Source organism: Pseudomonas sp. S8 (assembly GCF_050473925.1).
Classification (GTDB): Bacteria; Pseudomonadota; Gammaproteobacteria; order Pseudomonadales; family Pseudomonadaceae; genus Aquipseudomonas; species Aquipseudomonas parakoreensis.
The window spans coordinates 509604-530102 of sequence record NZ_JBFDVZ010000016.1; the positions used below are offsets into that span (position 1 = coordinate 509604).

The window sequence follows — 20499 nt, forward strand, 5'->3', positions numbered from 1 at the left end:
CGAATTCCTCACTGGGCAGCGAACTGCATTTCCGGTACGTGATCCGGGACGATCAGTTTACCAGCGGTTTTGGCGACGATTTCTTCGACGCTGACGCCAGGTGCGCGTTCCTTGAGGACAAAAGCGCCATTTTCGATTTCCAGGTAGGCGAGGTCGGTCAGCACGCGCTTGATGCAGCCGGCGCCGGTCAGCGGCAGGCTGCATTTGGACAGAAGTTTGGACTCACCGTCCTTGGAGGCGTGGGTCATGATCACGATGATGTTGTCGGCACCGGCCACCAGATCCATGGCGCCGCCCATGCCCTTGACCAGTTTGCCGGGAATCATCCACGAGGCGATGTTGCCTTCGACGTCGACCTCGAACGCGCCGAGCACGGTCAGGTCGACATGCCCGCCGCGAATCATCGCGAAGGATTCGGCGGAGTTGAAGATCGATGCGCCGATGCGCGCGGTGACGGTCTGTTTGCCGGCGTTGATCATGTCGGCATCGATGGTGTCTTCAGTCGGAAACGGGCCCATGCCGAGCAGGCCGTTTTCCGATTGCAGCATGACTTCCATGCCGTCGGGAATGTAGTTGGCGACCAGGGTCGGAATGCCGATACCGAGGTTCACGTAGTAGCCGTCCTGCATTTCGCGGGCGACGCGCTGAGCCATTTGTTCGCGGGTAAGTGCCATGTTTTTATTCTCCGTCAGCCTGAATTATTTGCGGATGGTGCGCTGTTCGATGCGCTTTTCGAACGTGCCGCAAATGACCCGGTCGACGTAGATGCCGGGGGTGTGGATCTGCGACGGATCCAGTTCGCCGGGCTCGACGATTTCTTCGACTTCGACCACGGTGATCTTGCCGGCGGTGGCCGCCAGCGGGTTGAAGTTCTGCGCGGTGTGACGGTAGATGACGTTACCGAAATGGTCGGCTTTCCAGCCTTTGACGATGGCGAAGTCGCCGGTGATGGACTCTTCCATCAGGTACTTGCGCCCGTTGAATTCACGCACTTCCTTGCCTTCGGCGACCGGGGTGCCGACGCCGGTGGCGGTGAAGAAGGCCGGGATACCGGCGCCGCCTGCGCGCATTTTCTCGGCGAGGGTGCCTTGCGGGGTCAGGATGACTTCAATGTCGCCCTTGAGCAGTTGCTCTTCGAACAGTTTGTTTTCGCCGACGTAGGAGGCGATCACTTTGCTGATCTGGCGGTCGGTCAGCAGCACACCGAGGCCGAAACCGTCGACGCCGCAGTTGTTGGAAACCACGGTGAGGTCGCGGGTGCCCTTGCGCTTGATCTCGGCGATCAGGTTTTCCGGGATGCCACACAGGCCGAAGCCGCCGGCGATCACGGTCATGCCATCTTCAAGACCGGCCAGAGCTTCCTCGTAGGAACTCACGCGCTTGTCGAAACCTGCCATATGCACCTCTTTTATTGTTTGTCGGGCGGCTGGCTAGCCGAATGACTGGAGTGTCGCGCTGGAGGATATATTTGTTAAGTTGATTTTTAAGGTTGATTAATAGATAAAACTCAATAATTTTGGTTGTTACCCTGTAGGAGCTGCCGCAGGCTGCGATCTTTTGATGTTGTTTTTTAGGATCAAGATCAAAAGATCGCAGCCTGCGGCAGCTCCTACAGTGGGTACGGCGTTTATTCGACAATATCGCTAACAGGGCGTTATCCATTATGACGATAAAGCAGATCCGCGCCTTCCTCGCCGTGGCCCAGAGTCTGAGTTTCGCCGTGGCCTGCGAGCGTCTGCACCTGTCGCAATCGGCGCTGAGCCTGACCATCAAGGCGCTGGAGGAGGGGCTGGGCGGGCGGCTGTTCAGCCGCAACACGCGCAATGTGGCGCTGACCGCCGAGGGCGAATCGCTGCTGCCGCTGGCTCGGCGCCTGATCGCCGATTGGGACAACGCCGAAGACGAAATGCGCCAGCGTTTCAGCCTGCAACGCGGGCGGGTGACGCTGGCGGCGATGCCGTCGTTTGCCGGCAACCTGTTGCCGCCGATCCTCAAGACGTTTCGCGCGCGCTATCCGAACGTCAATGTCACGGTCAACGACGTGATCAACGAACAAGTGCTGGAAATGGTGCGCGACCGCCACGTGGAACTGGGTGTCGCGTTCGAGCCGATGCAGAACACCTCGCTGACGTTCACCCCGTTGTACATGGACCGCTTTGTCGCGGTGGTGCCGCAAGATTCAGCGCTGGCCAGGCTTGGCGAAATCGACTGGCAGACCTTGCTGCAGGAACCGTTCATCACCCTGCAACGGCCGTCGACAGTGCGGGTGATGCTCGAAGAACACTTGCAGGCGCGGGGCATGAAGCTGCCGGTGGAGTTCGAAAGCCATCAACTGGCAACCGTCGGGCGCATGGTCGCCAGTGGGCTGGGAGTGAGTGCAGTGCCGGCGTTGTGTGCCGAGCAGATGCTCGAACTGGGCGCGCATTGCCTGACCTTGAATGATTCGGTGGAGCGAGCGATTGGCGTGCTGACCGAGCCAGGCAATGAACTGTCGGCGGCGGCGCAGGCACTGTTCGACATCCTCAAAGCCGAACACTGATCTTCAAACGTTTACCCCCTGTAGGAGCTGCCGAAGGCTGCGATCTTTTGATCTTGCTTCTAAAAAACAAAGCCAAAAGATCGCAGCCTTCGGCAGCTCCTACAGGGATTTTCGGCATTCAGGTAGATAAGTGTTGCGCCAGCAACGGCAGCAGTTGTTCGCATGACGCCTCGATCTTCAGATCCAATAGATCATCGGCGCGGGTCTTGCCCAGATTGATCGCCAGCAACGGCTTGCCGCGATCGGCGATCACCCGGCACAGACGGAACGCCGAATACGCCATCAGCGACGAACCCACCACCAGCAAACCCTCGGCTTTTTCCGCTGCGGCCATGGCCCGCGCCGCCGTCGGCTGCGCCACGTTCTCGCCAAAGAACACCACGTCCGGCTTCATCCGCTCCCCGTCGCAATACGGACATTGCGGCGTCTGAAAGCGCGCCTCGAAGGCCGGATCGAGCAGGGTATCGCCGTCCGGCGCCTGCACCGCATCGACCCCGGCCAGATACGGATTCTGCTCGACCATGCGTTGCTGAATCTCATCGCGCGCGCTGCGTTGGCCGCAATCCAGGCACAGCACCCGGTGCAGGCTGCCGTGCAGTTCGATCACATCCTGACTGCCGGCCTGATCATGCAGGGTGTCGACGTTCTGTGTGATCAAGGCGCTGATCCGTCCTTGGCGCTGCAAATCCGCCAGTGCTGTATGCGCCGCGTTGGGTTGCGCCTGGCGCACCCGGGGCCAGCCGAGCATGGCCCGCGCCCAATAGCGGCGACGGGATTCGGGGGCAGCAAGAAATTCCTGATACATCATCGGCTGCCGGCCCCGGCGCACACCTTCGTTATCGCGGTAATCCGGAATGCCCGATGGCGTGCTGATGCCCGCGCCGGTCAGCACCAGAAAATCGCCATCGGCCATGGCCTGGCACAGGGTGTTGAAGTGTTCGCGGATCGGGCTGTCGAGCATGCTCAGCACTCCGGGGAGGACGATGCTCGCAGGTTAGCATTAACCGTGTGGCGAGGGAGCTTGCTCCCGCTGGACTGCGCAGCAGGCCTGTTTTGGGCTTGCTTTGCAATCCGACGGGAGCAAGCTCCCTCGCCACAGGTGACAGCGGTGGTTTATTTGCGCGCCTCCAGAATCAGGTTGAACGGCGTCTGCGTCGCCCGGCGAAAATGCTTGAACCCGGCCTCGGCAAACACCTTGCGCAAGCGCATTTCACCGGCCTGCGCACCGAGCCCCAGGCCAACTTCCTGGGACAGCGAATTCGGCGTGCAGATAAAGGTCGAGGCCGCGTAAAACAGGCGTCCGACCGGGTTGATATTGTCGTCCAGCGTATCGTTGGCAAATGGCTCGACCAACAACACCGTGCCGTCGTCCTTCAATGATTCGAACGCATGCCGCGCAGCGCCGACCGGGTCGCCCATGTCGTGCAGGCAGTCGAAATAGCAGATCAGGTCATAGTCGTCACCGGGGTAGCTCTTGGCGGTGTTCTGGAAGAACTTCGCCCGGCTGCTGACGCCGCCTTCTTCCGCGCGCTGAGTGGCGACGGTGATCGACGGTGCGTGATAGTCGAAACCGACGAAACGCGAGTTGGGAAACGCCTGGGCCATGATCACCGTCGAGGCACCGTGGCCGCAGCCGATGTCGGCGACCTTGGCGCCGTCTTCGAGCTTGGCCACCACGCCGTCCAGCGCCGGCAGCCATTCCGCGATCAGGTGCCCCTTATAGCCGGGGCGGAAGAAGCGCTCGGTACCGCTGAACATGCACGGATGGTGATCGCCCCAGGGCAGGGCGCCGTTGCCGCGCATGGCTTTGACCAGTTTGTCCTTGTCGTGGAAAAACGAGGCCACCACGCCGAGTCCGCCGGCGACGTACACCGGTGAGTCTTCGACGGCGAGTGCCAGTGCCTGTTCTTCCGGCAGACGGAACTGACCATCGTGATGTTCCATGTAGCCAGACGCGGCGTGCGCGCTGAGCCATTCGCGCACCAGTCGGGGATTGCAGGTGGTTTTTTCGGCGAGGGCTTGCGGGGTGATCGGCTGACTGTCGGCCATTGCCCGGTACAGCCCGAGTTCTTCGCCAACGATGACGTTCGCCAACATTGCGGCGCCGCCCATGTCGTTGACCAGTTTGCCCATGAATGCGTTGAGTCGGGCCTCGTCCATCACATGTGCTCCTGAAACAGGATCACAGTCCGGCGGTGTTGAAGGTCGAGGCATACACCACCGGGCGGTGGTCGTGGATGCGGGCAGGGCGAGACGATGCGTCCTGCAGCCCCCTCGACTGGGTAATAAATGAGTCTAGCCGGGCTGCGGCAACCTGCAGGCTTTGTGAACCTGCAAAGCCCGTGCGGTTTTATCACTGTGGGAAGAATACAGTCGGCGGATCGGCGTTGTTGCGGCAGTTTCATGAGTACTCCGTGCTCGCCAGCTTCCTGTGAGTCATGCGGCAGGCAGCCAGGACGGTGGGCAGGGATGCTGACGATAGAAATTGCGCAAGTGCGTCATATCGCGCGCGAATCCAGCGTTCAGCCAATGGCGATATTGCGCCTGCGCCGGTATTTGCAAGGCCGGTTTGCGCAGGCAATCCACCACGGCTTGCGCGGCCTGCATACCGCTCATCAACGCCTTCAGCACGCCGTGGGAGGACGCCGGGTCGAGCCGGTTGGCCGCATCGCCGACCAGAAAATAGCCGGCACCGGCGGCGGTCGTGGTGATGCGCCAGGTCACATCGGCGCCTCGTATCGGCCCCACGGCCGGGAATGCATGCAGCGCCAAGGGAAGGCTCGCCGATCGGCCGTTGTTTTCGAATGTCAGGCGCGTCCAGTGCAGCAACTGGGGCTCAACCTGGGCGATCCAGGTCCACCCGTCAGGATCGGCCAGCAAATGCGCGGCCGTTGCATAGGTCGCGCTGTGGCCCTGCAGGTAGCCGTAACGCGCCACCAGCGGCGGTGAACAGTGGCGCACCGGCAAACCGAGTTGGCGACCGAGCCAGCAGCCAGCGCCGCTGGCGTCGATCAGGCAGGTCGCGTAGAAGCAGCCGCTGTCGGTTTCCACGCCGATCACTCGGTTGCTTCGGGTCAGTACCCGTCGTGCCCGGCAGGGTTGATTGACCTCTACACCCAACGCGGCGGCACTCGATAGCAACGCCGCATCCAGTTGTGCTCGTTCCAGATGAAAACCCTGCCAGGCGCCGCGATCATCGGCACCAAAACCATTGAAGCGCGGTGCGCCGTCCCAGTGTACCCAGTGGCCGTCGAAGCGCCGGGCCGTGCGGCCACACAGTTGCTCGGCAACCCCCAGTTGCTGCAGCAGCGGTTCGATGCCCGGATGCAGGCTTTCCCCGGGGCGAAAGCGCGGGAACGCCTGCCGTTCAATCAAGGCCACACGCAGACCGTGTCGGGCGCAACTGATCGCGGTTGCACTGCCCGCAGGCCCGGCGCCGATGATCACGACGTCAAATGGCTTCATCGGCTACCTGCCATGGCAGGGTGTCGCGTTTGATCAGGATTGCATCTGCGCTGAGCAGCATAATCACCTGCTCTTCGACTTCAACGTGGCGTAACCTGAAATCACTTTCAGCGACTTTCACGGCACCGCGCCTGTACAGCAAAAAGCGCTGCACCCAGCCGTCGAGAACCCGCCCAGACTCTTCCTGCGCGATTTCAAGTTCGGCATTCGGCCGCTGCAACTCAACGAACGACAGCAGCGGCCAGGCATTGCGCAGTGGCTTGTCACTGGCGGCACCGAGTACGCGGTACACGCGATACATCGAGCGCACGCGTTGCTGATACGCGGCTTGCGCGGTGTGGCCGGTCAGGCTCAGGGAAAACCGGCCATCGAGGGCCACCTGTGTGTAATCGGCATGGGCGTACGCGTGGTATTGGACGATCAGGTGCTCGTCTTCAGTGATGAGTTGCGGGGCGCGCTGATTATCCCAGGCCACGCCGCCCATGCCGATTTCCTCATCGGTCAGGGGAATGATGCTGTGCAGCGTCGAGCGCGGTTCGAAGACCCGTGCCGAATCCGGCGCGACCCCGGGCCAGAAAGAACCTAGCGCGGCGCAGATCTTGGCATCCTCGGGAAACGGGCTGGCCATCTGATAACCGGCGAGGACGTTGATCCATTCGTCGTCCGCCGTACGCTGGCGAACCCAGCCGACCTCCCAGCCCGGCCCGAACACACCGGCGGCGCCGTCGGGCAGCGAGGTGGGCCGCGAGGGTGACGTTTGTGCGCCGTTGGATTGCGGCGGGCCGAGCTGATCGACGAGGCCGACTATCGCGCTCACCCCGCGGTCAGCCGGGGAGAACAATTGATCCTGCAAGTCCAGGTTGGCGCAGTAGCGTACGTTAGAGAGTGCTTCCAGTCGGGCGTGCCAGACGCCGGCATCTGGTAGCGACGGTTCATTGCGGAGCCAGTGCAGCAGCCGGCGTTGAGTGCATAACGGGTAGAAATCCGGAGGGCCAATCAGCGAATAGGCGGCTAACGTCGGCAAGCAGTTTTCCAGCATCCGGCAGCGTGGCAACACCCAGCCATCGGCGGTGCCGTCCTGATAATGCAAGGCGCGATAACCGCCCTGACGAACCAACTCGTCGACACCTTCGTGGTCGTTCAGGTCTTCGATGCTGCCATCCGCCTCGACCCGGTGACGTCCGTGCACCATACCGCCGGTATTGGCCGGCAGCACAAAGGACAACGGTTTGCCCTGGTACTCGACGGGCGCGACCAGCCGGGCTCTGGTTTCCGGTACCAGCAGACCCGGCCCGAGATCCACAGCCGACGCCCAATGCGCAAGATTGTCCGTCACGACGAAGGGCGTCTGGCTGATCTGCGGTTCCTGCCAACCGGTGCCACTGTGGCGCAAATGAATATGTCGCAGTTTTTCGTTGATCTGGTGGTTGTCCAGCGTCAGCGTCAGGTTCAGCCCCTCCAGGCACTGCGAACCATTGAACAACTTGTGCAGGGGCACCCAGAAATCCAGCCCGGGGTCGAGATCCACCTGGAAATCCATCGGCCCGAAGCGTTCGGCATCACCCTTGAGTTGCACGGCAATGTAGGCGCTGTAGCGTACCGGCATCACCCGAATGCCGTGCGGGTCATCGTCGACAAAGGGCAGGAAACTGCGCCGCATCGCGTCATAGCGCGCGGGGGCGGTGCCGACGCGGGCGATACCGGTACGCGAGAAGCACAGGTCGGCATGCCGGCCATGCACGGTGTCGGCGGCGCAACGATATTCACTGGCGAACGCGACCACCGCCAACGGCGCGCCCCGGGCTTTGTGGCGCAGGCTGTCGAGCGTGGGCGGGATGACGCTGTAGACATAGTCGAGCACCGTTTCGATCTCGGCGGCGGTGGGAAACAGTTGCAATGTTTGCCCGTTCTCATCGCAGAGCACATCGGGCGAGGCCAGCGCGTGATACAGCAGGCTGTGCGCCGGCACGCCGGCTTCGATCGCGCGGCTGCCGGCCACTGTGAAATCGGCAAACCCGGGTATCGAGCGGTCGATGTTCAGCGGCTTTTGCAGTTCGGCAGCGAACGGTTCACCGAGCAGATCCAGGCCGTGGGCGAGCATCAGCGAATGCCAGCCGCCGGGGGCAAGGCGCGTACACACGTGGCTGACGGATTCGAGCAGAGTCATGTGGCGCCCCGACAGGTTGGACCAATCGCCATGGAACCGCATCCCGACGCTGATTCACCACTGTCAGATCTGACAGTGGTGACCAGTGGTCGCCAACGCGAAACGGACAACATAACGATAAGTGCGACAACCCGGCGGCGCAGTCAGTGTATTGCGACAAGGTGCAGGCATGGCGCAACAATGTGCACGTTACCGTCAGTTACCTGTCGGCAGCGATTGAACAGAAGCCGTTGAACGGCTCAGGGCTGCAGCGGCAGCTTCAGCACGGCACACAGCCCTCCGCCCTCGCGATTGCTCAGGGTCAGCGAACCTCCGAGGGCCATGGCCAGTTGCTGGGCGATCGCCAGTCCCAGACCGGTACCGCCGGTATCACGATTACGCGAGTTTTCCACGCGATAGAACGGTTGCAGCACGTGCGCCAGTTCGGCGTCGGCGATGCCCGGGCCGCGATCCATGACGGTGATTGCGAGGCTATCCTTGTGGGCTTCGACCCAGACTTCGGCGGCACCGGCGAATTTCAACGCGTTGTCGGTCAGGTTCACCAGCACACGCCGCAAGGCCTCGGGGCGGGTATCGATCACCGCCGCGCTCTTGCCGATCAGGCGTACATCCTTGCCCATGTCCTGGTAATCGAACACCAGGCTGTCGAGGAAGGCATCGAGGTCGGTGCGCCGGCTTTCTTCGGTCGAACCATGGATGCTGCGGGCGTAGGCCACGCCTTCGCGGACCAAGTGCTCCATTTCGCCGAGGTCGTTCCACAGTTTGTCTTTTTCCACTGAGTCGTCCATGAACTCGGCACGCAGCTTCATGCGGGTGATCGGGGTTTGCAGGTCATGGGAAATCGCCGCCAGCAGTTGCATGCGCTCCTTCAGATACGCGGCGATGCGCGTCTGCATCGCGTTGAAGGCCCGCGCGGCGTGGGCCACTTCGATCGGGCCTTGCTCGTCGAGCATCACGGGATGGGCGTTGGGATCGAGGGTTTCCACGGCGTTGGCGAGGCGGGCGAGGGGGCGGATGGCGATGCGCACCGCCAGCCAGGTGCAGGCGATCAACAGCGCCAGTTGTCCGAGCAAGACCCCCGGCAGCCACGGCGACAAGGGCGGCATGGCCGGACGCACATCAATCGTCACCGGGCTGCCGTCGCTGAGTCTGACATGGGCCTGAAAGTGTTTTTGCTCCCCGGCAAACCGGGTGAAGCTCAGCGGGTGTGTACCGCCGAGCGCGGCGCTGATCGAGGTCACGGCCACCGGCACCTCGTCGGCCTCGGGGTCGAGCGGCGCACCGGATTCGCCGACACTCAACAGATAGTCGTAGTTGGTGCGGGACAGTTGCTTGAGCCAGGCGGGCCGTTCCTGCGCGGGCAAACGGTCGAGGATGGCGATCGACGTCGAGACGTCGTTTCGCATATTGCCCAGCATGGTGCTTCGGGCACTCTGGAAACGCTCGTAGTACTGCGCGCCAAACGACAGCGCCTGAGCGAGGATCAGCCCGACCAGAAAGATCAGCGACAAGCGTGACGCCAGCGTACGCGGCCACTGCAGCCTGAAACTCATGCCGAAGCCCCGAAAACTTCCACCGGCAGCGAGAACACATAACCCTCGCTGCGCACGGTCTTGATGTAAGCCGGTTCGCGCGCATCGTCGAGCAGACGCTGGCGCAGGCGGCTGACCAGCAGATCGATGGAACGATCAAACAGATCGGCCTCGCGCCCCTGGGTCAGGTTGAGCAACTGATCGCGGCTGAGCACCCGTTGCGGGTGATCGAGGAACACCCGCAGCAAGCGGTATTCGGCGCCGCTGAGCGCGACCAGCGTGCCGTCCTGGTCCAGTAGATGTCGGGCCGAGGTATCCAGCTGCCAACGGCCGAAACCCAACAGACGACCGCTTTCGGTGACCACCAGGTTCGGCGGCAGCATCCGCGTGCGCCGCAGCACGGCGTTGATCCGCGCCAGCAGTTCGCGGGCAGCGAACGGTTTGGTCAGGTAATCGTCTGCGCCCATTTCCAGGCCGATGATGCGGTCGGTTTCATCGTTGCGCGCGGTGAGCATCAGCACCGGCGTGGCCTTGTGTTTGCCCACGCGCAACTCGCGGCACAGCTGCAGACCATCGTCGCCGGGCATCATGATGTCGAGCACGATCAGGTCGACGGTGTTGGCTTCGAGAAAGCTGCGCATCTGTCGGCCATCGGCGACCACGGTGGTGCGCAGGCCGTTCTTTTTCAGGTAATTGCCAACCAGCTCGCGGATCTCGCGGTCGTCGTCGACGATGAGAATGTGATCGACATGTTCCATCGGTGCAGAACCTCTAATCAAAGGGCAATGCCATGCAGTCTATCGAGCCTGCGCCGGCTTGCCTGCCGGGGTTTGTATTGCAGTGTATCTGGCGCCATGACGGATACATACACACGCAAAAACGCGATTTTTTCAGGGTTTTGTATCGCTGTGTATCTCCGGGTGGCGCAGATACACAGCGCGTCATAACGGGCATTTCCAGACACAGACGTGATACCTCAGGCGCCTCAAATAGGCTCCATCGAGGCGCACCCAGCTTGCCTCGGCTCAACCCATCCACGCCTTGAGGTAACCGCCATGACCCGCACATCCGTGATCGCCGCCTGCCTGTTCGCCGCCTTGAACATCTGCACCCTGTCGGCCCGTGCCGAAGCCGATATTACCCCGCACACCTACACCTACGGCACGCACCTGGACGTGCAGAAAGTGCTGTCGATGACTCAGGACACCTCAGTGGCCTGCGGCATTGTCGATGCGCGCATGACCTACCTCGATTCGGCAGGCAAAACCCAAGTGCTGGATTACCGTAAATTCGCCGATGGCTGCAACAACGAAAATTGATTGCTCCTCGCCATCCCGAGCAGTCACGAGGGTGTTTCGCAGGCTTTACAAAAAACCGCCATTCATCGGCCCAGCCCTTGTTTTACGTGCACTTCGGACGATTGGCACGGACGCCATCGACCCTCGGCGCGATAGTGACCAGGCAGGGCCACTGCCGACCCTGTCCTTGATAAAAAGAACGCGAGGTTGCCATGCCGAAATTCGTGATTGAACGCGAGATTCCAGGGGCCGGAAAGCTGTCGCCGCAAGAACTCCAAGCCGTGTCGCAAACCTCCTGCCAGGTGTTGCGTGAACTCGGACCACAGGTGCAGTGGCTGCAGAGTTACGTCACCGCCGACAAAATCTATTGCGTTTACATCGCCCCTGACGAAGAGCAGGTGCGCGAGCACGCCAGGCTGGGCGGCTTCCCGGCCAACAGCGTGGCACGGGTCATGACGGTCATTGACCCGACCACGGCTGAATGAAGTTCTCCAACCTGCTGCGGAGCACGATTGATGAGTACGCCCATTGATCTGACGGGTCTGAAGGAGCGCCAGAAAGTCGCCTGGGCCAGCGGCGATTACGCGGTGATCGGCACCACCTTGCAGATCGTCGGCGAAAACCTCGCCGAGGCTTGCGACCTGCGCTGCGATGAAGAGGTGCTGGATGTCGCCGCCGGCAACGGCAATGCGACCCTGGCGGCAGCGCGGCGTGGCTGCCAGGTGACCTCGACCGACTATGTCGCGGCGCTGCTCGAACGTGGACAGGATCGGGCGCGAGCCGAGCATCTGGAGGTGATTTTTCAGGTCGCCGATGCCGAAGCGTTGCCGTTCGACGACGAGAGTTACGACGCGGTGCTGTCGACCTTCGGCGTGATGTTTGCCCCGGATCAGGCGACTGCGGCGGCGGAACTGGCGCGGGTCTGCCGGCATGGCGGGCGCATCGGTCTGGCGAACTGGACGCCGGAAGGGTTCGTTGGCCAGATGTTCAAGGTTCTCGGCCGTCACGTGCCGCCGCCCGCCGTGGCGCAGCCACCGTCAAACTGGGGCACCGAAGCGTGGTTGCACAGCCACTTCGATGAACGTGAATTTCTGCTGCAGGTCACACGCCGCACGTTCAACTTCCGTTATCGCTCGGCAGCGCATTTCATCGACATCTTCCGTCACTGGTACGGGCCGGTGCACAAGGCTTTCGCGGCATTGCCGCCGGAAAGCGGTCAGGCGCTGGAGAGTGATCTGGCGGACTTGCTCAACCGCTCGAATCGGGCGGGAGCCGGTTCGCTGGTGGTGCCGAGCGAGTATCTGGAGGTGGTGATCACCAAACGCTGAATGGCGGAACAATGCCAATCCCTGTGGGAGCTGGCTTGCCAGCGATGGCGGCCGTTCTCTCAAAACGATGTCGACTGACAGTACGAAATCGCTGGCAAGCCAGCTCCCACAGGTATTCGTGTTTGGCTGGTCTGGCGCTATTTCAGGTGTGCCCCATCAACCCACTCCAGCGCCGTGCGCCAGATGCAGATCCCCAGAAAGTACGCCGACATCAGCAGCCACAACCCCATCACCAGCGGATTGATCACCGGGTGATTGAGCACCAGTGACAGGCTGCACAACAGCCAGATTGCCGTGACCGCGATGTTGATCGGCATGAACCGGCGCACACGGAACGGGTGCAGGAACTTCATGCGGGTGACGGTCAGCAGCGCCAGGCCAATGATGGTCAGGAAAGTGATCCACGGTTCCGGGCCAATGATGTACAGGCACAGGGCAACCACGTTCCACGCGGCGGGGAAGCCGACGAAATAGTTGTCCTTGCTTTTCATGTTGACGTTGCAGAAGCAGAACAGCGACGACACCAGAATCAGCGACACACTCAGCAGCAGGGTGTAGTCGGGCAGGGGGATGTAGCGGTAGATGAACAGCGCCGGGATGAACACGTAGGTCAGGTAGTCGATCACCAGATCGAGGATCGAACCGTCAAAACTCGGCAGCACCGATTGCACATTGACCTTGCGCGCGAGCGCCCCGTCGAGGCCGTCGACGATCAATGCCACACCCAGCCACATCAGGCAATGGGTCGGCTGGTTCTCCAGCAGGGCGAGGGTCGCCAGAAAGGCAGTGACCACGCCGGTCGCGGTAAAACCATGGGCGCCCCATGCTTTGAGCCTGGCGATGTGTACGGTCGATATCACAGGGGCGTTCTCCAGAAAAATGAAGCAAGCCGGGTATCACCCTCGAGCAAAGGGCGCCGGCAAACCGGGTCGGGGTTGCAGCTATCGACCGGTCTGGCCGGGATAAGGTTCACCACTGTTGAATCTTAGCTGGCCGCTCGAAAAATACCTCGGCGAAAACCGCCGGTGTCAGCCAGACGGTGCTGGCGCGATGGCTGCGCCGGTCTATCGTTGCCTGACGCAGTGAATGCCAATGCCTGAGGACGACATCATGAACACCAGCGATTTGCTCGAACAACTGCTGCGAGGCCAGGCCTCGGCGGGACAACAACGTGCTGACTCGGCCGGTAATCCGGACGGACTCGGCGGACTGGGCGGCTTGCTCGGTGGTCTGTTGGGTGGCGGTGCAGGCCCCGGCGGCAGTGCGGCGCAGTCCGGTGGGCTGGGCGGTTTGCTCGGTGGTCTGCTCGGCGGCGGTAGCGGTGGTGGCTTGGGCGGCGCGTTGGGTGGGGCACTGGGTGGCGGTACGCAAAGCCGCTCCGGTGGTAACAATTATGCGGCGCTGGCGTCGCTGGGGATGATGGCGTTCCAGGCGTATCAGGCCTGGCAACGCAGTCAGGCCTCAGCGGCACCGCAACAGATCCCGCCAACCGCCAACCTGCTGGCCGGGCCCGAAGTCGAGGAACACAGTCATGCCGTACTGCGGGCGCTGATCGCCGCAGCCAAGGCCGACGGTGAGATCGATACCCGGGAACAACAGATGATCAACAGTGAAATCAGCAAGCACACCGACGATCCGCAATTGCAGCAGTGGTTCGAAAGCGAAATTGCCAAACCACTGGATGCGAACGAAGTCGCCGAGGCCGCCAACGGCGACCCGGCCATGGCCGCCGAAATGTACCTGGTCAGCGTGATTCTGGTGGACGATCAGCAGGACGCCGAACGCAACTATCTGGATGAACTGGCCGCCGCCCTGCAGATCGATCCGCAATTGCAGGTGCACCTGGAACAGCAGGCCAAGGGGCAGGGCTGAAGCAAAAGTCAACAGATCGCAGCCTTCGGCAGCTCCTACAGGGGAAAAGCGCTCCAAATGTAGGAGCTGCCGAAGGCTGCGATCTGTTGATCTTCAGAGCCAGATTGCGTCCCATAGCGGGTAATCACCCAAACGCTTTACCAGACCGGCGCCCGCAATGGATTCATGACAATGTAGCGGGCAGCGGCTTTAAGATCTTCATCGCGACGCAGAGCTCGGTCGTAATAGCCGCGTTGCCACACCGGCTCCGAATTGCCTCGCAGCAGGTTGACCGAGCGACTACTGCGCGATTTGACACGGCACATTAATTGCGCCAAAGAGCCTTGTTTTAATTCGACCAGCCAATGGAGGTGGTCCGGCATCACAACCCAGGCAAGCGAATGAACCACTCCCGCTTGATCGGCGGCCCGCATCTGCCCTACCAATAGTCGTCCTGCTCTCCAATCCGAAAAAACCGGTCGGCGTTGCTCAACCACCGCTGTCAGCAAATAAACCCGCCCAACCTCCGAATAGCGTCCCTTGCGTACACCGCAGGCTTTTGCAGCTTCAGGCATTCCTTTGCCCTCCGTAACCATCGTCCTTGAACACTAGCGCTCCCGAAACACTCCGCTCGGCCAAGCCTTTACACGATGTAAATGTAGGAGCTGCCGAAGGCTGCGATCTTTTGATCTTGATCGTAAAAGACAAAATCAAAAGATCGCAGCCTTCGGCAGCTCCTACAGGGACCAGACCAAGTGATCAAGTGAAAGAGAATTGGCGCTGATCGCCGTCCGTCAGGGCGTTTTTCAAGTTGATTGAATTTTTCTCCGTAGCGGTTGCTCTGCTGCTGTAGAGGCGTGAAACAACGCCCTGACCGGCCAACCGAGTGAGAACACTGACATGACTGCCCTGACTTCCCTGCCAGCGCCGAGCGCGCAGCCACAGCCGATCATTGCCGACGGTGACCTGCGGCGTATTTATGAGGCGCTGCTGCTTGAGCATTCGCCTGACACCCTCACGCAGGATTTTCTCGCCGAGCAGTTGCAGCGCGCCGCGCTGCTGCCTGAAGAACTGCCGCAGGATCCGTCGGCGTGGCAGGAGTGGGTCGCCGGGCACTGCACCGAGGTTGCCCGGCAGTACGCCGATTACCTGCAACAGCGTCAGGCCGGCGGACCGCGCCAGTTCTTCAGCAACAAGGCTCACGCGTTGTACTTTCTGCAAGCCGTGGCACCGACCAAACTGGTCGATGGCGCGTGGCTGTACGGCTTGTTGGCGCAATGGCGCGACCCGCGTTTTGATGGCTTGCTGTGTACCTATCTGGAAGAACTCGGCGACGGCAATCCTGCGCAAAACCATGTGGTGATCTATCGCAAACTGCTCGCTGAACACGGTTTGCAGGATGCCAGCGCCATCGCCGATGAGCGCTACTTGCAAGGTGCATTGCAACTGGCACTCGGTGCCTGCGGTGAAGCTTGTTTGCCGGAGGTGATCGGTTACAACCTCGGTTACGAGCAATTGCCGCTGCACCTGCTGATCAGTGCCTATGAGCTCAGCGAGTTGGGCATCGATCCGTACTATTTCACCCTGCATGTGACCATCGATAACGCCAGCACCGGTCATGCGCAAAAAGCTGTGCAGGCGGTGCTCGACCTGCTGCCGCTGGAAGCGGATCGCAGCGAGTTTCTGCGCCGGGTATCGCTGGGCTATCGACTCAACGACCTGGGGCAGGGCAGCCGCGCCATCATCGAGGGTTTCGACCTGGAACAGGAAGTGCTGACGATGCTCGAGCGCAAGCGTCCGTTCGGTCAGCACATGCATTCCGACTACTGCCGCTTCGACGGCAAAACCGTCAATCAGTGGCTGGCCACGCCCGAGCAACTGCCCGGGTTTCTGCAGGTGATGCAGGACAAGGGCTGGATCAAGCGCAATCAGGATCCGCAGGCCAGCCGTTTCTGGCAGTTGATCGACGGCGACGGTGCGGCGATGTTCGGCGTGTTCAGTCCTTATGAAAAGCAACTGCTGCACGACTGGATTGCCGGCGACTGGACGTCGTCGGAGAAGAATCCGACACCAAGACGCAGCCGCCAGGTCGCCACCCCGGACGCCGCCGTGCCCGAACACGATCCCGATGTGCAGCGTCTGACCTCCTCGCTACAAGGCCAGGACGGTCACGCGCAAATGGCCACGCTGATCCCATGGCTGTCACCCGCCCGCCATGCCCACCCGGCGGGGCTGTTGGCAACGCGTCGCTTCATCGAACTCAAATCCAGTCTGCGCTAAGGAATTCTCCATGAATCAGGAAGAACATTTGTCTGCCGACGACCTCACGCTGCTGCAACTCGGCCGACGCTTGCAGGCCGACGGTTATCGTTTCATCACGCCGACGCCTTTGACCCATCAGCGGGTCAACCAGCGGGACGAGGGGCAGGTGGCCGATACCTTGCGTGATGTCTTCGGCTGGTCGCGCCCGTTCGAACCGGGGTTGTTGTCCGCCGACGAGCAGCGGCAGTTGCAAGAGGCGCAAGTGATTGACGCCTACGACGGCCGTTTGAAAAGCCGGGTGCGCTGGTCGAGTCTGGATGACCTGTTGTTCGTGCATTCGGGCTTTCCCACCGATGCCGCCGATTCGGTGTTTTTCGGTCCGGACACCTACCGTTTCGCGCAGTTGATTCACGCACATCTGCAACAGAGCTTTGCACCGATCCAGCGTGCGGTGGACATCGGTTGCGGTGCGGGCGTCGGTGCGATTCTGATTGCCCGCGCGCGACGTGAGGCGCAGGTGTTGGCGGTGGATATCAACCCCGCCGCGCTGCGACTGAGCGCGATCAACGCGGCATTGGCCGAGGTCGCCAACGTCGAGGTGCAGGCCAGCGATGTGTTGCAGGGTACCGACGGCCACTTCGACCTGATCGTCGCCAACCCGCCGTACATGGCCGATCCCGCCGGGCGCGCCTACCGACATGGTGGAGGTTCACTGGGGGCCGGGTTGTCGCTGCGCATCGTCGAACAGGCGCTCAATCGGCTGGCACCCGGTGGCTCGTTACTGCTGTACACCGGCGTCGCCATGGTCGATGGCCGTGATCCGTTTTTCGACACCGTGGTGCCACGCCTGGATTCGGCGCGATTCGCTTGGACCTATCGCGAACTGGATCCCGACGTGTTCGGTGAAGAATTGTTGAATCCCGGTTACCAGCGTGTAGACCGGATCGCCGTGGTCGCGCTGACCGTGACCCGCATTGGCTGACACAAGGCAGGTGCGCCATGACCAGGAACCTCGACGACTACAACCGCATGCGCGATTTTTCGGCGACCTCGGAGCCTGCTGCCATCAAGCGCCGTGGCCGCAGCAAGGCGACTGAACATGCGCTGCAGTTCTGCATCCAGAAGCACGACGCTTCGCACCTGCATTATGACTTTCGCCTCGAACTCGATGGCGCGCTGAAGAGCTGGGCGGTGCCCAAGGGGCCGTCGCTCGACCCCAAGGTCAAACGCCTGGCGGTGCACGTCGAAGATCACCCGCTGGATTACGCGACGTTCGAGGGCAGCATTCCCGAAGGGCATTACGGCGCCGGCGAGGTGATCGTCTGGGATCGTGGCGTGTGGATTCCGCAGGAAGACCCGGCCAAGGCTTACGCCAAGGGCAAACTCAAATTCGAGCTGCAAGGCGAGAAGCTGTCCGGCCTCTGGAATCTGGTGCGCACCCACATGCCGGGCAAGAAGGAGAACTGGTTTCTGATCAAACATCAGGACAGCGCTGCGCGCCCGCAAGACGATTACGACGTACTCAGCGCCGAGCCGCACAGCGTGCTCAGCGAACGCACCCTGATCAGTAAACCCAAGCTCGCCGCCGAGCAAGCCAAACCGGTGAAGAAGGCCCCGGCCAAACCGCGCAAAACGGCGTCCGGTACGCTCACTGGTGCGCGCAAGGCCAAACTGCCGGCGCAACTCAAGCCGGAACTGGCGACGCTGGTCGACAGCGCACCGGAAGGGCAGTGGAGCTACGAGATCAAGTTCGACGGCTACCGGATCATGGCGCGCATCGATCACGATCAGGTGCAGCTGTTTACCCGCAATGGCCATGACTGGACGCACAAACTGCCGCAACAGGCGCAGGCTCTGGCCGAGCTGGGCCTGGAATCGGCGTGGCTGGACGGCGAAATGGTGGTCGCTGACGAACACGGTGTGCCGGACTTCCAGGCGCTGCAGAATGCGTTCGAAGCTGGAAGCAGCGGCAACATCGTCTATTACCTGTTCGACTTGCCCTACCTCAACGGCGTGGATCTGCGCGAAGTGCCGGTGGAGGAGCGTCGCGCCGCGCTGTCCACAGTGCTCGCTGGGCATCAGCAGCCCTTGCTGCGCTTCTCCGAAGCCTTCGACGAAACCCCGGATGCGCTGCTCAACAGCGCCTGCCAGATGCAAATGGAAGGACTGATCGGCAAGCGCCTGGGTTCGCCTTACGTATCGCGGCGCAGCAGCGACTGGATCAAGCTCAAGTGCAAGCATCGTCAGGAATTCGTGGTTGTCGGCTATACCGATCCGAAGGGCGCGCGCAGTGCCTTCGGCGCCTTGCTGCTGGGCTTGCATGACCGCGACAGTGGCGAATTGCGTTACGCCGGCAAGGTCGGCACCGGGTTCAACGACACCACCCTGAAAAGCATCCTTGCCCAACTCAAGCCGTTGCAGGTGAAGAAGGCTGCCGTGGTCAATCCGCCAAGCGGCTTCGACGCCAAGGGTGTGCACTGGCTCAAACCGAATCTGTTGGCGGAAGTGGCATTCGCCGAAATGACCAAGGACGGCTCGGTGCGCCATGCCGTGTTCCATGGTCTGCGCAATGACAAACCGGCGAAGGCAATTACCGAGGAGCGCGCGAAACCCGTGAAGACTTCAGCGAAAGCCACCCCATCGAAAAAGGCTGCACCGGCAAAGAAAAAGGCTGAAGCAGCACCGTCACAGCTGGGCCTCGCCAGCGGCAAGGTGCGCATCACCCACCCCGACCGGGTAATCGATGCGGTCAGTGGCACCACCAAGATGCAACTGGCCGAGTATTACGCCAGCGTCGCCGAGTGGATCCTGCCGCAGCTCAAGGATCGTCCAGTGGCATTGGTGCGTGCGCCGGACGGTATCGCCGGCGAACTGTTCTTCCAGAAAAACGCCGAGCGTCTGGCGATTCCCGGCATCACCACGCTGGACAAGGAGGTCACCGGTCAACCGGTGATGTTGATCAACAATGCCGAAGCCTTGATCGGCGCCGTGCAGATGAGCACGGTCGAGTTGCACACCTGGAACGCCACCACCATTGATCTGGACAAGCCTGACCGCTTTGTCCTCGATCTTGACCCGGATCCCGCGCTCCCATGGAAAAGCATGGTCGAAGCCACTGCGCTGACCCTGACCGTGCTCGATGAACTGGGGCTCAAGGCGTTTCTCAAGACCAGCGGTGGCAAAGGCATTCACCTGGTGGTGCCATTGACCCGCAAGCACGGCTGGGATGAGGTCAAGGATTTCAGCCATGCGATCGTCAGTCATATGGCGAATTTGTTGCCGGAACGGTTTTCCGCGGTGTCCGGGCCGAAAAATCGGGTGGGGCGAATCTTCATCGATTACCTGCGCAACGGTCTGGGTGCCACCACTATTTGTGCCTACGCGGCGCGCACCCGCGAGGGGCTGCCGGTGTCGGTGCCGCTGTTTCGCGAAGAGGTGGCGCAGATCAAGGGTGGCAATCAGTGGAACATCAGCAATGTCCATGAGCGCCTGAACGAGGTCGGCGACGCGCCGTGGGCCGACATGAAGAAAACCCGCCAGAGCATCACTGCAGAGATGCGCAAGCGGGTTGGCCTGAAAAGATGATCAGGTATCGCGCAGCAAGTCGTGGGCGTTGAGGAGTTCGAAAGCGATTTCAGGGTGGTTGCTCAGGCCTCGACGAATGGCCGCCGGAATTGCTTTGCGCGTCTTGCGGCACAGCCCCGGCAGCGCTTCGATCTGAATCTCGATGCCGAGCATGGTGCGCACTTCATGAAAGCCCGGCGCAACTTCAACTCGCAGGCCCAACTGTTCGTGCATGCGATCTTGCAGATGGCGCAGGTCGGCGAGGTCTTTGAGTTGTTCCAGGCGGGCGAGCAGGATTTTTTCCTGCTCGCGAGTCAGGCGCAGGATGCGCAGATCGCTGCCGGGATTTTCCAGCAATGATTCGCGCCCGCAATCGCAGGCGCCGGGCGGGCAGGGTGAGCGCAAAGGCGCAGGCGGCGCAAGAGTCGTCATGGCCTCCATCATAGAGGCCGTCGGACTGTTTTGCCTATGTGCCTTCAGCTGCCATCCATCG

General features: G+C 61.6%; 18 protein-coding genes and 1 pseudogene. 8 read left to right on the forward strand and 11 right to left on the reverse strand.

Annotation, left to right across the window (positions count from 1 at the left end; all coding sequences use genetic code 11):
- Positions 1–8: 8 nt before the first annotated feature.
- Positions 9–674 carry a CoA transferase subunit B gene (locus tag AB1J88_RS03765; protein ID WP_047293423.1) on the reverse strand — a complete coding sequence of 222 codons (666 nt, stop codon included), beginning with the start codon at positions 672–674 and terminating at the stop codon, positions 9–11.
- 24 nt (positions 675–698) lie between these two features.
- The gene (locus AB1J88_RS03770) at positions 699–1397 is read right to left on the reverse strand and encodes a CoA transferase subunit A (RefSeq protein ID WP_003226174.1); all 699 of its coding nucleotides are present in this window, start codon (positions 1395–1397) and stop codon (positions 699–701) included.
- 266 nt (positions 1398–1663) lie between these two features.
- On the opposite strand from AB1J88_RS03770, the gene AB1J88_RS03775 reads away from it, so the two are divergent.
- The gene (locus tag AB1J88_RS03775; protein WP_041073532.1) at positions 1664–2539 is read left to right on the forward strand and encodes a LysR family transcriptional regulator; all 876 of its coding nucleotides are present in this window, start codon (positions 1664–1666) and stop codon (positions 2537–2539) included.
- Positions 2540–2657: 118 nt separating this feature from the next.
- Here the strand turns inward: AB1J88_RS03775 and AB1J88_RS03780 are convergent, their stop codons facing one another.
- The 6 genes from AB1J88_RS03780 to AB1J88_RS03805 form a co-directional block, all read right to left on the reverse strand.
- On the reverse strand, positions 2658–3500 hold the full coding sequence (locus tag AB1J88_RS03780) for an NAD-dependent protein deacetylase (protein WP_182401012.1): 843 nt from the start codon (positions 3498–3500) through the stop codon (positions 2658–2660).
- A 152-nt stretch (positions 3501–3652) separates the two neighbouring features.
- Entirely contained in the window at positions 3653–4699 is a 1047-nt protein-coding gene (locus AB1J88_RS03785) for a class I SAM-dependent methyltransferase (protein ID WP_041073528.1), read from the reverse strand.
- A gap of 276 nt (positions 4700–4975) precedes the next feature.
- Positions 4976–6004, reverse strand: coding sequence for an NAD(P)/FAD-dependent oxidoreductase (locus tag AB1J88_RS03790; protein WP_430290255.1), 1029 nt, complete (start codon positions 6002–6004; stop codon positions 4976–4978).
- On the reverse strand, positions 5991–8171 hold the full coding sequence (locus AB1J88_RS03795) for a hypothetical protein (protein WP_430290257.1): 2181 nt from the start codon (positions 8169–8171) through the stop codon (positions 5991–5993). The genes AB1J88_RS03790 and AB1J88_RS03795 overlap by 14 nt, the downstream gene beginning before the upstream one ends.
- Before the next feature lie 239 nt (positions 8172–8410).
- Positions 8411–9724 carry a sensor histidine kinase gene (locus AB1J88_RS03800; RefSeq protein ID WP_430290258.1) on the reverse strand — a complete coding sequence of 438 codons (1314 nt, stop codon included), beginning with the start codon at positions 9722–9724 and terminating at the stop codon, positions 8411–8413.
- Positions 9721–10461: a response regulator gene (locus AB1J88_RS03805; protein ID WP_222018961.1), complete on the reverse strand. Its 741-nt coding sequence runs from the start codon at positions 10459–10461 to the stop codon at positions 9721–9723. Before AB1J88_RS03805 ends, AB1J88_RS03800 begins: the two co-directional genes overlap by 4 nt.
- Positions 10462–10758: 297 nt before the next feature.
- Between AB1J88_RS03805 and AB1J88_RS03810 the strand changes: the two genes are divergently transcribed.
- The 3 genes from AB1J88_RS03810 (at position 10759) to AB1J88_RS03820 (ending at position 12329) form a co-directional block, all read left to right on the forward strand.
- Positions 10759–11022, forward strand: coding sequence for a DUF2790 domain-containing protein (locus tag AB1J88_RS03810; RefSeq protein ID WP_430290259.1), 264 nt, complete (start codon positions 10759–10761; stop codon positions 11020–11022).
- Positions 11023–11213: 191 nt separating this feature from the next.
- The gene (locus AB1J88_RS03815) at positions 11214–11486 is read left to right on the forward strand and encodes a DUF4242 domain-containing protein (protein WP_007962415.1); all 273 of its coding nucleotides are present in this window, start codon (positions 11214–11216) and stop codon (positions 11484–11486) included.
- Between the two features lie 30 nt (positions 11487–11516).
- Complete coding sequence (locus AB1J88_RS03820) at positions 11517–12329, forward strand: class I SAM-dependent methyltransferase (protein ID WP_430290260.1); 813 nt, start codon at positions 11517–11519, stop codon at positions 12327–12329.
- 137 nt (positions 12330–12466) lie between these two features.
- Here the strand turns inward: AB1J88_RS03820 and pcsA are convergent, their stop codons facing one another.
- Positions 12467–13189: a phosphatidylcholine synthase gene (pcsA, locus tag AB1J88_RS03825; protein WP_430290261.1), complete on the reverse strand. Its 723-nt coding sequence runs from the start codon at positions 13187–13189 to the stop codon at positions 12467–12469.
- Between the two features lie 250 nt (positions 13190–13439).
- On the opposite strand from pcsA, the gene AB1J88_RS03830 reads away from it, so the two are divergent.
- Positions 13440–14201 carry a tellurite resistance TerB family protein gene (locus tag AB1J88_RS03830; RefSeq protein WP_430290262.1) on the forward strand — a complete coding sequence of 254 codons (762 nt, stop codon included), beginning with the start codon at positions 13440–13442 and terminating at the stop codon, positions 14199–14201.
- A 93-nt stretch (positions 14202–14294) separates the two neighbouring features.
- Here the strand turns inward: AB1J88_RS03830 and AB1J88_RS03835 are convergent.
- Positions 14295–14755, reverse strand: a pseudogene (locus tag AB1J88_RS03835) (REP-associated tyrosine transposase).
- A 325-nt stretch (positions 14756–15080) separates the two neighbouring features.
- Here AB1J88_RS03835 and AB1J88_RS03840 point away from each other — a divergent pair.
- The 3 genes from AB1J88_RS03840 to ligD are packed head-to-tail and all read left to right on the forward strand — an operon-like array spanning position 15081 to position 20027.
- Positions 15081–16460 carry an iron-containing redox enzyme family protein gene (locus AB1J88_RS03840; RefSeq protein ID WP_430290263.1) on the forward strand — a complete coding sequence of 460 codons (1380 nt, stop codon included), beginning with the start codon at positions 15081–15083 and terminating at the stop codon, positions 16458–16460.
- A 10-nt stretch (positions 16461–16470) separates the two neighbouring features.
- Complete coding sequence (locus AB1J88_RS03845; RefSeq protein WP_430290264.1) at positions 16471–17424, forward strand: methyltransferase; 954 nt, start codon at positions 16471–16473, stop codon at positions 17422–17424.
- A gap of 17 nt (positions 17425–17441) precedes the next feature.
- On the forward strand, positions 17442–20027 hold the full coding sequence (gene ligD, locus AB1J88_RS03850; protein WP_430290265.1) for a DNA ligase D: 2586 nt from the start codon (positions 17442–17444) through the stop codon (positions 20025–20027).
- On the opposite strand, the gene AB1J88_RS03855 is transcribed toward ligD, so the two are convergent.
- Positions 20028–20450: a hypothetical protein gene (locus AB1J88_RS03855; RefSeq protein WP_041073505.1), complete on the reverse strand. Its 423-nt coding sequence runs from the start codon at positions 20448–20450 to the stop codon at positions 20028–20030.
- Positions 20451–20499: the final 49 nt, after the last annotated feature.